The following is a 12,809-nucleotide window of genomic DNA, read 5'->3' as shown; positions in this document are numbered from 1 at the left end:
AATATTAGCTGGTTTCCTCCCTTCCACCACAGTCGGTCGCCCCCCTTATTTCGCAGTCAGAAACGCCTGCATCCACTTCTTGGCCGCATCTGCATTCCACTTGGACGAATTCGTGGAAATCCGGTACTCCAGCTTTTTGCCCGAATCCTCTGTTACCCACACAATGCTTTTATACGTCGTTTCTCGCATCGGCTGTTCCGAATAGATGGCTTCCTTCTGATCGACGACCACTTTCTCCGTTTTTCTTTCATCCTGATTCACATAGTAGACGGTATTGTCTTGTACACCTTCTATATTCGTGATCGCAACCCGAATCGTGTCCTCACCAGCAGCGTAATTGACCACGATCTGGATCAATTGATCCGTCCATTCCTGTGGCTTCTGCACATAATCCTGGTCAGTCGCTTCAGCCAGCTTATACAATTCTTCCTTGTCATAGTCACGCTTTACCTCATATTCCACGCTGCCGTTGGCAAACGCAAATCCATCCGGGAGGGCAGCAGGAATCGCGAATTGGGTTCCAAGCTTGTTCTGTAAATCCTCTAACTTGGCAAACTCAAACGGTTTTGCAATCGTGTGGACACTTTTCTTCGGGTTATTTTCCTTGATGTAGACAGCAGCAGCGGTACCAGGCTCCATCTGTTCCTCGATTTCGGACTCTCTTTGCATCAATGCCAGCATTGCCAAATCAGGTGCTTGTATGGTCGTATTTGGCGCCTGTGTCGCATCCTTTTCCTGATAAATGACCTCTCCCTGCTCATTCTTCAATTGCAGGTACTCGACAGCGGCGTACGCCGTAGTGACACTTGCCAATATTCCGATCGCAACGAGAAGACTGACTTTGTATTTCACAAAAAACCTCTCCTTTTGGGACTGTATTTTGTCCATGACTGCCTTTGTAACATCGATCTGCTGTGGAATTCGAGGATCGCTAAACAGGTCTTTGATGTCCTTATGTGAGTCGCGCTGATTCTGCATGCTTAGCTCCTCCCTTCTCCAGTGGGGAATACGCATGACGAAACTTTGCCGCTGTACGCTCGAATTTTTTGCGCAGACTAGCCGCATTCTTGTTCATGATCTGGGAAATCTCTTCATAGGTTTTTTCTTCAACCCCGCGCAGGATCAAGAGGGTACGCTCTTCGACCGAGAGCGCGCTCATTGCTACGTACACCGATTCACTGAAGTACACGTCCTCAATGTGGATATCAATATGCGACTCCCCTCTCTCGGCTTCCTGCAGGAAGGGAAGAAACCGGCTCCACTTCCTTTTTCGCAGCACATCCATACAGTGGTTATAGGCAATTTTGTAGAGCCATGCGGCAAATGGCATTTCTGGCTTGTATTTTTTCAAATTGCAGTATGCCTTGAAGAATACCTCCTGTGTGGCATCCTCCGCTTCCATCTGATGCCCCAGAATGTGGTAGCAATAATGAAAAATCTTCACCTGGTAGGCTTTCATGAGTTCTTCGTAACGTTCTTCATCACCCTGGAGAATCATATCCAGCAGCCCTTCCGTCTCTTTGCTGTCCACGCTCTCCCTCCTTTCATTTGATATAACGTACCGCGGCAGCCATTATGTGACATGAATGCATAAAAAAAGAAAATGCCCTGTTTCGTGCAGGCATTTTCTTTGATGCAGGTCGATTTTTACGACCTATGGACGGGACAAGTCAGGGTATCGGCATGGATGGGACATGCCCCTGAGCGAGGCTCATCCTGGTAGAAAAAGTTGGGCGTCTCAATTCGATTGTCATACAAACTGTGAAAAATCGGTGTTGCAGCAGGCGAAATCGGCGGAATCAACCAGGTCCAGTCCCCTGTCATATCCCTGCCTTCTTTCTTTTCCCGCTGCTCAAAAAGCTGGAACTGCTGGCTTGCGGTATGGTGATCGACAATCGAGACACCGTCCTCCTTAAACGAGTGCAGGACGGCAATATTTAACTCAATGAGCGCCTTGTCCTTCCAAAGCGTGATGTCTCGGCTTGTGTCCAGACCCATGATCTCCGCCATTTTCGGCACCAGGTTGTAGCGATCCTGATCTGCCAGATTTCGCGCTCCAATCTCCGTCCCCATGTACCAGCCGTTAAAGGGGGCGGCCCAATAATCGATTCCGCCAATCTCCAGGCGCATGTTGGAGACGATGGGAACCCCGTACCACTTTAGATCCAGCTCGAAAAATGCGGGGTACTCCGGATGACGCAACGGAACCTCCAGAACCAATTCCTTTGGAATGTCAAAATAGCGCGGGGGATTGTCGTCCATTTGAACGACAAGCGGCAGGACGTCAAAACGCGTCCGTTCACCTCTCCAGCCCAGGCTTTCACAGAGTCGAGTCAATGACAACGACACGGGATCTCCCAACACGCCGTCCGCTGTCTCATAACCTGCATAGCGAATCAACTGTTGGTTCCAAATGCGCGGGCGCGATCCCTCCCCTGTCGCAGGCGCGAAAATCGTGATGGCCGGTCGGATTTTTCCGCCGTTGGTCGCGAATTCGATATGACGAAGGAGAGCCTGCACCATCTCTTCCTCACTTGTGACATGACGCTCATCAAACACATGCAGCGACTCCCAAAACAGGCGACCGATGCATCGATTGCTGTTTCGCCACGCCATTTTCGCACCATGACTCAGTTCTTCTGCTGTATGCTCATAATAGCCTTTTGCTGCAAATGACTCTCTGATTGCCTGCAGCCGCGCCTGGATCTCGTCCTGCGATTTGCCCAGTTCACGGTAGCAGGATATGATAAAGCGCTCTGCTTCTTCTCTTCGCAAATGATCTTGCATCCTGTCCTCTTTTCCCGCTCACTCCCTCCAAAAGAGGGACGCAGCGGCCACCTGTCTTTGCTTGCTTCTTTCCCTCATTATAGATTTCCCCCTAGTCAAATTCCAATCGACTGCCCTTTCTTCACATTTCTGTCAGAAAGATTTTACCCATTCGCTGTCATTCCAAATATTGGGGTTGTCAATTGTTTGATTTTCTCCACGCACCGTGAAGTCATAGCTATCCTTGGCGCCCGTATACCAATCAACAATGACTAGCTTGCCGTTACTATTACGTACAAGAAATTCAGTGACCTCACCATAGCTACCTACATCCATATTAATTTGCACAGGTACTTTTAGATAGAGAAAACCTCCATCCCCATCATCGGTATACTTTACTTCCCAAGCGCCAATCTCAATATTTTGCACCTTGTCAGTATGTTTGTTCTTTACATGCACAGCATATTGAGATTCAATTTTCTTTTGCGTATACTGCTTCAGGTTATCGTTATCGATAAATGCATCCAATTCGATATCCGAGCCGTTCCAGACCGCTTTATAATAGTCATTCAGCGCTCTCGCACACATTTCATAAGCCGTTTCAGAATCCTGAACAGATAGTTCCCCTTTTTTCTTGGCTACATATTCGGTGGTATCTTGTAATCCTTTCTGTTCCGTGCTGGGTGTAATCTCTGTGTTTATAGCATGATTTGCGCTGCTATTTGTATTTTTTTCGTTATTTTCGTTTGCTTTATCTTGACTACACCCAACCAATACAAGTCCCATTGCGATAAAAAGCATCATAAACTTTGTCATGACATCACCCCAATAGAAGTTATTAAGTAACAAGGGCTCCAATTCCTTCCGAAACAATCCATTATTTGAACACGAATACGTTGCATAGATGGTTAAAAATCAAGAAGAGCACATTTTCCCCATCAGAAAAATGTGCTCTCCCTTGCTTAATCCAACAAAGCCTGCAACGCTTTTTTCTTCCAGAACAGGCGGTAATAAGTAGACTGCGCCAGAAGATTGACCAGGAAGGCGATCGGATACGCCAACCATACACCTTGAATGCCAAGGGATGTGAAATGCGACAGCGAGTACGCCACGGGCACCTGGATCAGCCAAATACATCCGATGGTAAAAATCGTCGGCCACATGACGGTACCGGATGCCCGCATCGTTGCAGAGAGCGCCATCGTATGACCAAGGATCAGATAGCTCCAAAAGGAGATCAGAATGAGGCTTTGCGCGATGTCGACGGCTTCCGCATTGTCCAGAAAGACTCCCAGGATAGGTCTGGAGAACAAGTAAACCAGGATGACCAGCACACCGCCCATCAGGTAATTCAACATGATCCCTGTTTTCGTAGTAGGCCCGATCTGCGCATGCTTTTTGGAACCAATCAGTTGGGCTGCAAAGACCGAGATGGCAATCGATACACTCATTGAAGGAATTTGCACGTAGCTGGCAATTTGGTTGACGATGCCGTAAGCGGCGGTTGCATTCGAGCCATAGTCGTTGACGAACGTAATCACGGCGATTTCAGACATCGCCAGCGAGACCATGCTTACGCTGGTTGGAATGGCTAGACGCAGCAATGTCTTCAAGATGGAGCCGTCCAGCCTTCCAGCTTGAGAATGTGATCCTTTTTACGCAAAAACACGATCAAAAGAACACAGGTCAGCAAGCCCGAAACTACAGCAGCGTATGCAGCCCCGTAGAGACCGTATGCAGGAAGTCCCAGCCAGCCAAATATGAGAACGGGTAACAATATTACATTCAAAATCGTATTAATCAGAAGAAAGAAAAAAGGTGTCTTCGAATCGCCGACTCCACGCAGAAATGTCGTATACGTCAAATAGAAAAAGGTAATCGGCATCGAGAGAAACAGAATGCTCGCATACTTCGTACTTTGCTCCAGAATATTCGTCGGAGTACCCATTAGCCGTAAAATTCCTTCTGCAAATACACTTCCGAAAATACCCACCACGACCGAAATAATCAGTGTAAATGCCAGGGTGACACCCACAACCTGCTTCATTCTCGGGATATTTCCTGCACCATATGTCTGGGCGACGAGAATCGAGCTTCCTGAGCCGATCCCAATCGCAGATGACAACAGGAAAAAGAAAAGCGGGAAAAACGCAGCGATGGCTGCGACAGAATCAATTCCTTGCGTCTGTCCCACAACGATCATGCCGAACACTTGGCCCACGGACTGTAAGACATTAGACAAGATCACGGGAATCAGAAAAACCAGCATTGGCTTTGCTGAGGTTAGCCAATTCACAAAAAACACCTCTATTCAATTTATAGACAAACATAACATATGTTTGTTTTTTAGCAAACGATTATTATATCCGTTTGTTTTATACAGGGATTTTACTTGCTTCAGCGATCTTTGTCAATAACTTTCGAAAAAAAAAAGCCGGACAGATTTGTCCAGCGTTGCTTCTAACGTTTGCTCTTCGGTTCACCCTTCACCTTCCAGAATGGGTATCAGCAGCTTGACGCTTTCTTCCTCGGCCGTCTCTTGTATATCGTACACCTCAACCTGGAAGGCTTTGAAAACCTTTTGCCGATAGCCGTTTTGATGCATCCAATTCAACAGCACATCATAGCCCTTCTCAATGGTCTTGTTTGTGCAGGACACTTGTGCGTAACGTGTGGCCGGTATGGAAAAACCCATCATACCCTCCGGGACAGAAGTGAGGTCGTCCACTTCGAGGCAGGCAAAGTACGTCGCTACGATCTCATTGCAGATAAATGGAGACAACAAAACATTCCGGTTCACCGCATGCTTGATTACATGGCGTTTCTCCCAAAACTCATGGTGGATCTGTAAGGCAGCCTCGGGAAATCCTGCTGGAAAAGGAGCCGTGATGTGCATTCCGACTACTTTCCATTCCTTTGTCACCAGTTCACAAGTAAACAATGTCTCCTCCATTTCATAGATACCTCCCTATATAAAGGCAGAATTCTGTATGAATACTGGATCTGACAAATGCCAGCAAACCGATTCGCTGTTGGACAATATTGATTTATTCTAATGGAAATAATAGGATGCCCGCAACTGTTTTTTCTAAAAAGCTAGAATGAACCGAACATTTGCTGAAGCTTTTTTACCTGCGCACCGGAAAAGTTACCAGGCAGGGACTGCTTCACATGGGAATCCAGAAAATCCATGAGTTCCGGTATGATGACTTGATTTGGATAACTGTCCAGCGTTCCTGCGGGGACTTCCGGTATCCGATTAAACCAAAAGTGGGCTTGATCGGGAATGCTGCATGTCTGCACCTGGCAGTTCAACTCTTGTAACCTGGCTGCAAAGCGTTTTGACTGTGCCGGAAGAGCTGTCTGATCCAACTCCCCCCAAATAATCAGGAATTTCGTGTCAAAAGCAGGATGGGCCAACGCCTCCTCTACCCGATGAATGGGGGACGCGGCGCGATATGCCTCCGGATGCTCGTCAGGGCTGCCTCCCATCAAATTCCTGATGTTGTTCTTTTTTAATGGCAAATTGTATCGAAATTGTTCTGCGAGATCATATACACCATACACCCCTACCACCGCCTGTATTTTATGGCTAGCATTGCATGGGTTTTCCAACGCGTACATCGCAGCAAGATGTGCCCCAGCAGAATCACCGATAAAAGCCATTTTCAAGGGATCCAACTTCCATTCATTTGCCTTGCCTACTATAAAATTAACAGCAGCCCTTACATCTTCCAGGACGCCCGGCCATGTCGCATAGGACGGAGTTGATAAACGGTAATTGATCGCTACCGCCGCATAGCCGGATTCGGCCAAAAACGGTCCCCATTCTGCATACATCTCCTTGGAACCGGATTGCCAGCCGCCGCCGTGCAGCAAAATGACGACAGGAACTTCCACTTCGGCTACAGGACGATACACATCCGCATTCAGAAATTCTTTATCTGTCGAACCGTAGATCACATTTCGCTCTACAATCATTTTCGTTCTCACGTCTACTCACCTTATTCATGATTTGTTTGCAAGTGGAACTCCTCGATATCCTTCTTGCCTTTGCCGATCGTGGAAGCAACAATGGCGGCAACTACCAAACAGGCGCCCAGAAACAACCATCCCGTATCATACGAATCGTTATTGGCTGAAATCAATACGCCCATGATCATGGGTGATAAGAACCCCGCAGCTTGTCCTCCGAAATTCAAGATTCCGGATATGGATCCAACCACCTCGGAAGGCAGAACCTTCAGGGGAATGGCCCAAACAGCTGTAATCGCACTCCGCAAGAAAACTGTGGAAAGCACGAGGAATGCAATCGTCAGATACACGTCTGACGTAATCGTAATCGCGTACAGAAAGCCTGCTCCTAGCAGCATGGAACCAACCAGAAAATGTTTTTCACGTTGTTTGAAATATTTATCCAACAGGAATCCAGAGATCACCATCGCTACTGTAGCAGCAAGATTTGGCAGTGCTGAAAACAGGCCTGCTTGGATGAGTTCGATTTTTCTGACTTTAATCAAATAAATGGGAACCCAGGCAAATCCGTACAGGGCAAGCTCCAGTCCCAACCATGCAATGACCAGCTTCCACACCGTTGGCATCTTCAGAAAGACTTTCAAGGGTATCTTTGGCTGAGAAGTATTGCTTTGTTCCTGAACCGCCACTTTTCTCTTCGGAATGAACAGATAGAAGAGGATAGCAACTACTAAACCCACACCACCCATCATAAAGAACAAGGGTCTCCATCCGTACGATAAAATGATCGGGGCAGCGACGATCGGCCCCAATGCCCCTCCAAGCGCGACACAGGAGAGCATGGCTGACTGTGCCCGCGCCCTTTGGTTTGTAGGGAACGTCTCTGCGACAAGCTTTGAGGTGGCGGATGGGAAGCCTCCCTCCCCGATTCCGAACAAAAAGCGAATGATGATCAACGAAACCATGGACCAGGCCAATCCTGACGTGACGGTAAACAGGGACCAAACAATAATCGATACAAGCGCAACGATCTTACTGCCAAACCTGTCTGACAACCAACCACCGGGTATCTGCATCAGTGTATACCCCAGAGAGAAGCTGCTTAAAATCACCCCTAAAGCAGTTGCCGATAAATGCAGGTCTTCCCCGATATAGGAAAGGGAAAAATTTAGGATCGACCTGTCTGCAAAAGCCATCGCATAACTGATAATCAGTACAAAAAGAATCATGAATTTGCCGTGCCTTTTGCCCTCCAAATGCTCCATGCCTGTGCACCCCTTTGTGTTAGAAAGCGTTCACATCTTTGCGACCTCACGCTTTCTTGTGTTTCACTTCGCTGTCTGGGTACAGTATAATGAATCGTTTGATTTTTTTCAACGTAAAATAAATCATTTGATTCAAATTCACGAAAATTGAAGAACTCTCTTTGATTTGATAAAGTTAACTACGAAGTTTGCTCTTTTGTTTAGGAGGTTTTTTCGTGGTTGATATAAACCAAAAAGTCTCAAACTTATATCCAAAGCTGACCAAACGCATGAAATTGGCGGCAGAATATCTTTTGCATAATCCTCTATCCTTTGCGACGAAGACCGCGGAAAAAGTAGCGGAGGAAATCGGCATAAGCGAGACGACTGTGATTCGCTTTTGCAACGAGTTAGGATATAAGCGATATGGCGACTTTCAAAGTGAATTGCGGGAATTTCTGTACGACGCCTCGAATCCGATCCAACATTTTCGGGAGTCCAAAAAAGATATTGGCGACGTCCCGCTTTTTCATCAACAAGTCATGTATAAGGATATCGAGAACATTCAAAGAGTGGCGGAGCAAATCAGCGAATCCGATTTTAACAAGGCGATCGAAAAATTGCTGGAGGCAGACCGCATTCTCCATGCGGGCTTGTATCAAACGGGGATTCTGGCAGAGTGGTTTTCGTACAATTTAGAAATTATCAGAGGGAACAGCCGTGTTTTTCGGCCGGATACAATCGACGCTGCGATTCGGATCAATGAGATGACAACGGAAAGCGTCCTTGTTGCGTTTTCGTTTCATCGATACGCACTGGACACGCTATGGCTGGCGGAAGAGTTAAAAGAAAAGGGCGTATTCATCATTGGCATCACAGACTCAGACATGGCTCCAATCAGCGAATTTGCAGATATTCTTTTTAAAATTGAATTGCCGCTTCTCTCTACTCTGGATGCGATTCCCCCTACCTTTTCCCTATTAAATGCAATCTCTGCTGCGCTAACGGTACGAGCAGGCAATCGAAACAAACCGGTGATCCCTTCTTCCACCTATCGTAAAAAAAAGCAGTTTCTCTAGTTGCAAAGAAAAAAGCAGCCAAATTTCCGGCTGCTTTTTCTGTCCGTATCGTTTGTAGATTGCTTACTTCCACGGCACCAGCTTGCGCTCCAACCATTGCAAGACTCGGTTGAAGGTCAATCCGAGCAAGGAAAGCACCAGCACTCCGACCATCAGCTTGGTGGTGATCATCAGGTTTCCGTAGTGCAGCACCATCGAGCCGATCCCTTGCTGTGCTGCGATCATCTCGGCGGAAACCAACAGGAGCAACGAGGTTCCTGCTGCCAGCTTCAATCCGGCGAAGATCATCGGCAAGGATGCAGGCAGGATAACCTTGCGAACGACATTGAAGTGATTGGAGCCAAAGGTGACCGCTGCTTTAATCAGCATCGGGTCGACGTTTTTCACCCCGGAAAACGTATTGATTACGACCGGGAAAAAGACCCCGAGTGCAATAATGGCTAGTTTTGGCGTTTCCCCAATTCCGAGCCAGAGAATAATCAGTGGCAACAGCGCGATTTTTGGAATGGGATAGATGGAATACACGATAGGAGTCAAAATAGCGTCGGTCCATCTGGAGAAGCCTAGAATCAGACCAAATATAATGCCAAGACTGGCTCCGACTGCATATCCCCCACCAATTCGGACGAGACTGGCGGCCAGATCTTCATAAAGCTCTCCGCTGACTAGCATGTCCCAGCCAGCCGTCAAAATTGCGGTGGGCGCTGGCAAAAACAGCGGAGGCACAATCCCCAGGCGACAGACGATCTCCCACAGTACCAACAGCACCGTAATTCCCAAAACGGCAGCATAGCTGGGGATCTTCGTCTCTAAAAAGGCAACGCGATTGGTAATGACTTGTCTTTGCTTATCCGGCATTTTTTTACCCCTCCCTCGACGCTTCTTGGGCATCGTGGCGAATGAGCTGCCAGATTTCATCGACATACTGCTCGAAGCGCATCCGGTATTCGTCCTTATCCCGTCCGATCTTCGGCAAATCGATGCGGATCGTGCTCTTGATCTGGCCCGGATGACGAGAGAGAACGATTACGCGGTCCGCCAGGTAGACGGCCTCCTGAATGTTGTGCGTCACGTAGAGCGTGCTCAAGCGCGTCCGATCCCAGATGGTCAGCAGCTCCTCCTGCATAATCGTCCGTGTCTGCGCATCCAGCGCGGAAAAAGGCTCGTCCATCAGCAGCAGGTCTGGTTCGATCGCCAAGGCTCTGGCTATACCAGCACGTTGCCGCATACCGCCGGAGAGCTGCTTGGGATAAGCATTTTCAAAACCGCTTAAACCTACCATATCAATGTAATGCTTGCCCTTTTCCTGCTGTTCTTGCTTGCTGGCACCGCTCTCCTCCAGCCCGTAAATCACGTTCTCGTACACCGTACGCCAGGGGAATAAAGCGATCTCCTGAAAAACGATTCCCAGATTTGGTTTTTTACTATCCGTCCCCTCGAAATAGACAGAGCCGTTGCTCGGTGACATCAGACCGCCGACGATGTTCAAAAGGGTAGATTTCCCGCATCCGCTGGGTCCCACCAAGACGACAAATTCTTGTTGTTCGATAGCAAAATTGATGTTTTGCAATGCCGTCACTTCTCTTTTTTTCGCGTCCACAAACGTCTTGTCTACATTCTCAATGACGATTCTCATAGGTTCACTTCCCTAATTTTTGCACGGCGTCTTCCAGAAGCTGTGTATTCACAATCTCGCTAGGATCAATTTCTTTATCGATCAATTTTTCTTTTGCATACCATTCGACCTGTGTTTTAATGTCAGACTCCAGCAGTTTGCCGTCGCGGTCCATGTACGGCAGCCCTTTTTTGATCATGTCCGGCTCCTGGTCGGTATACTTCGCGATGATGTTGACCACTTCATCGTAGTTCTCGCCAGGGACGATTTTGCCATCCACTTTATTCAGCACGGCATCGTAGTAGTAACGAGTGGATTTGGCGTACGCTTTGAGGAAACGCTCTGCCGCATCCTTGTTGTCAGCAAATTTTGGCGAGAAGAAAATTCCGGAGGTTTGGTACTCCATTTCGTCTCCGACTTGGGCAATCACTTTGCCGTAGCCTTCTTCCACAACTGTCGAAATGTTTGGTTCGTTCAGCAGGACAGCATCAACCTGTTTGCTTTTCAGCGCTTCCATCAAGCCTTTGATGCTGTTGAGCGGAACCAGCTCGATATCCTTCAGCGTTAGACCATGCTTCTCCAGCAATTTGCCCGCCATGTAGTGGTAGGTAGAGCCTGTTTGGGTGATTCCCAGCTTTTTCCCCTTTAGCTCTTCAATGCTTTTAAGGGGTGAATCACTTGGGTACAACAAGGCCGAGGAAGAGTAGCCTGCCTGCTCCCGTCCTTTATCTGCTACAATCACAAGCTTCTGTCCGCCTGCAACCATGTTGTACAAGCTGGCAGTAATACCGGTCGCTCCGACATCTACGCTGCCTGCAGCAGTGGCCACGGCGATTGGCTGTGCCGCATCAAACCATTTGGCTTTGGCATCGATGCCCTCTTCTTGGAAAAATCCTTTTTCTATGCCAATAAACAATGGTGCAGAGCTTGTCAGCTTCAGCATTCCAATCTCCAAGGATACGGCTTCTGGAGCTTGTCCCTGTTCTGGTTTCGGTTGTTCCGTCGTGCTTCCGCCCTCTGACTTGCCACAGCCCGCAAGTGCCAGAGAGAGAACGAGGAAGGAACTCAAAGCAAATTTTACTGCTTTTTTCAATTCTCTCTACCTCCTACAGAATTTTAATACATGTTGATATTTTTAAAATATCATAACAAAAAACTTGCTCCTTGGGACATCATATCGAAAAATCATTTTCCATTCAATTCTTTCACTCTTGTTTTTCATTGGAAGATGCTCATGGAGCCGGCCAGAAATATCCCCCAGCGAAGATCCCAGCAGCCAGACGGCCACCAATTCAAATTGACGCGGATACATCAAATACCCGCGTCTTTCTGCTGATTACAATAGACTAAGGCTTAACCGCCTTCAGGCTCTCTTCCCGAATCAACTCCAGCAACTCGAGCTTCAGCGCCAAAAACTCCTCGCTGCTCTTGTTCTGGTAGTCGCGTGGACGAGGCAGCGGCACCTTGATATTCTTCTTCAAGCGTCCCGGCCTTGCCGTCATCACATAAATGGAATCACCGAGGAAGATAGACTCTTCGACATCATGCGTGATAAACAGAATCGTTTTTTTCGATTCCTCCCACACCTTCAGCAAAATCTCCTGCATGATCGCCCGCGTTTGTGCGTCCAATGCCCCGAAAGGCTCGTCCATCAGCAAAATCTCAGGCTCGTTGGCAAGCGCACGGGCAATCGCGACACGCTGCTTCATCCCGCCGGACAACTGGATCGGGTAATGCTTGTCAAAGCCTGAAAGCCCAATCAGCTCCAAATAATGCTGGGCAATCTCATCCTGCTGCTTCTTGGGTACACCCTTCAAATCCAGACCAAAGGTGATATTTTGCTTTACAGTCAGCCAGGGGTATAGCGTGTACGATTGAAACACCATGCCGCGGTCCGGGCCAGGTCCGTGGATTTCCTTCCCATCCAGATAGACATGTCCGGTGGTCGGCTCCTCCAGTCCGGCAACGACGCGCAGAATCGTAGACTTCCCGCAGCCGGAAGGTCCGAGAATCGTGACAAACTCGCCTTCCTGCACGGTAAAAGAGGTTTGATCCAAAGCGACTACCTTGCCGCTTTTGGTAGAGAAAACTTTGCCTACGTTATCGATCACTAGTTTTGGCGTTGTCATC

The 12,809-nt window shown here is 48.0% G+C and carries 12 protein-coding genes and 1 pseudogene; 1 reads left to right on the top strand and 12 read right to left on the bottom strand.

The window, feature by feature from the left end; translation table 11 throughout:
- Window positions 1-45: 45 nt before the first annotated feature.
- From EDM58_RS05995 to EDM58_RS05960, 8 genes and pseudogenes are all read right to left on the bottom strand, one after another.
- Window positions 46-978 (bottom strand): hypothetical protein, encoded by a 933-nt coding sequence (locus EDM58_RS05995; RefSeq protein WP_122912547.1) that lies wholly within the window; start codon window positions 976-978, stop codon window positions 46-48.
- Window positions 953-1,531 carry an RNA polymerase sigma factor gene (locus EDM58_RS05990; RefSeq protein WP_122912546.1) on the bottom strand — a complete coding sequence of 193 codons (579 nt, stop codon included), beginning with the start codon at window positions 1,529-1,531 and terminating at the stop codon, window positions 953-955. The genes EDM58_RS05995 and EDM58_RS05990 overlap by 26 nt, the downstream gene beginning before the upstream one ends.
- 116 nt (window positions 1,532-1,647) lie before the next feature.
- Entirely contained in the window at window positions 1,648-2,787 is a 1,140-nt protein-coding gene (locus EDM58_RS05985; RefSeq protein ID WP_122912545.1) for a nitric oxide synthase oxygenase, read from the bottom strand.
- 132 nt (window positions 2,788-2,919) lie between these two features.
- On the bottom strand, window positions 2,920-3,582 hold the full coding sequence (locus EDM58_RS05980) for a hypothetical protein (protein WP_122912552.1): 663 nt from the start codon (window positions 3,580-3,582) through the stop codon (window positions 2,920-2,922).
- Window positions 3,583-3,728: 146 nt separating this feature from the next.
- Window positions 3,729-5,035, bottom strand: a pseudogene (locus EDM58_RS05975) (MATE family efflux transporter).
- A gap of 210 nt (window positions 5,036-5,245) precedes the next feature.
- Window positions 5,246-5,719, bottom strand: coding sequence for a GyrI-like domain-containing protein (locus EDM58_RS05970; RefSeq protein WP_122912544.1), 474 nt, complete (start codon window positions 5,717-5,719; stop codon window positions 5,246-5,248).
- A 143-nt stretch (window positions 5,720-5,862) separates the two neighbouring features.
- Window positions 5,863-6,759 carry an alpha/beta hydrolase gene (locus EDM58_RS05965; protein WP_122912543.1) on the bottom strand — a complete coding sequence of 299 codons (897 nt, stop codon included), beginning with the start codon at window positions 6,757-6,759 and terminating at the stop codon, window positions 5,863-5,865.
- 11 nt (window positions 6,760-6,770) lie between these two features.
- Window positions 6,771-8,006 (bottom strand): MFS transporter, encoded by a 1,236-nt coding sequence (locus EDM58_RS05960; protein ID WP_122912542.1) that lies wholly within the window; start codon window positions 8,004-8,006, stop codon window positions 6,771-6,773.
- Between the two features lie 215 nt (window positions 8,007-8,221).
- On the opposite strand from EDM58_RS05960, the gene EDM58_RS05955 reads away from it, so the two are divergent.
- On the top strand, window positions 8,222-9,064 hold the full coding sequence (locus EDM58_RS05955; RefSeq protein WP_122912541.1) for a MurR/RpiR family transcriptional regulator: 843 nt from the start codon (window positions 8,222-8,224) through the stop codon (window positions 9,062-9,064).
- Window positions 9,065-9,127: 63 nt separating this feature from the next.
- Here EDM58_RS05955 and EDM58_RS05950 read toward each other — a convergent pair whose 3' ends face one another.
- From EDM58_RS05950 to EDM58_RS05935, 4 genes are all read right to left on the bottom strand, one after another.
- Window positions 9,128-9,922: an ABC transporter permease gene (locus EDM58_RS05950; RefSeq protein ID WP_122912540.1), complete on the bottom strand. Its 795-nt coding sequence runs from the start codon at window positions 9,920-9,922 to the stop codon at window positions 9,128-9,130.
- Window positions 9,923-9,926: 4 nt separating this feature from the next.
- Window positions 9,927-10,700 carry an ABC transporter ATP-binding protein gene (locus EDM58_RS05945; protein WP_023559183.1) on the bottom strand — a complete coding sequence of 258 codons (774 nt, stop codon included), beginning with the start codon at window positions 10,698-10,700 and terminating at the stop codon, window positions 9,927-9,929.
- A 4-nt stretch (window positions 10,701-10,704) separates the two neighbouring features.
- Window positions 10,705-11,772, bottom strand: coding sequence for an ABC transporter substrate-binding protein (locus EDM58_RS05940; protein WP_023559182.1), 1,068 nt, complete (start codon window positions 11,770-11,772; stop codon window positions 10,705-10,707).
- A 253-nt stretch (window positions 11,773-12,025) separates the two neighbouring features.
- Window positions 12,026-12,808, bottom strand: coding sequence for an ABC transporter ATP-binding protein (locus EDM58_RS05935; RefSeq protein WP_122912539.1), 783 nt, complete (start codon window positions 12,806-12,808; stop codon window positions 12,026-12,028).
- Window position 12,809: the final 1 nt, after the last annotated feature.

The sequence above is a fragment of the Brevibacillus panacihumi genome (assembly GCF_003710985.1).
Taxonomy (GTDB): domain Bacteria; phylum Bacillota; class Bacilli; order Brevibacillales; family Brevibacillaceae; genus Brevibacillus; species Brevibacillus panacihumi.
The sequence above is the reverse complement of the archived record's forward strand: the minus strand, read 5'-3'. Positions and strand labels throughout refer to the sequence as shown.

Bases quoted from the DNA above. Each gene is read 5' to 3' on its own strand.
- EDM58_RS05995 (WP_122912547.1), bottom strand. From the start codon at position 978: ATGCAGAATCAGCGCGACTCACATAAGGACATCAAAGACCTGTTTAGC.
- EDM58_RS05985 (WP_122912545.1), bottom strand. From the start codon at position 2,787: ATGCAAGATCATTTGCGAAGAGAAGAAGCAGAGCGCTTTATCATATCC.
- EDM58_RS05980 (WP_122912552.1), bottom strand. From the start codon at position 3,582: ATGACAAAGTTTATGATGCTTTTTATCGCAATGGGACTTGTATTGGTT.
- EDM58_RS05970 (WP_122912544.1), bottom strand. From the start codon at position 5,719: ATGGAGGAGACATTGTTTACTTGTGAACTGGTGACAAAGGAATGGAAA.
- EDM58_RS05960 (WP_122912542.1), bottom strand. From the start codon at position 8,006: ATGGAGCATTTGGAGGGCAAAAGGCACGGCAAATTCATGATTCTTTTT.
- EDM58_RS05950 (WP_122912540.1), bottom strand. From the start codon at position 9,922: ATGCCGGATAAGCAAAGACAAGTCATTACCAATCGCGTTGCCTTTTTA.
- EDM58_RS05945 (WP_023559183.1), bottom strand. From the start codon at position 10,700: ATGAGAATCGTCATTGAGAATGTAGACAAGACGTTTGTGGACGCGAAA.
- EDM58_RS05935 (WP_122912539.1), bottom strand. From the start codon at position 12,808: ATGACAACGCCAAAACTAGTGATCGATAACGTAGGCAAAGTTTTCTCT.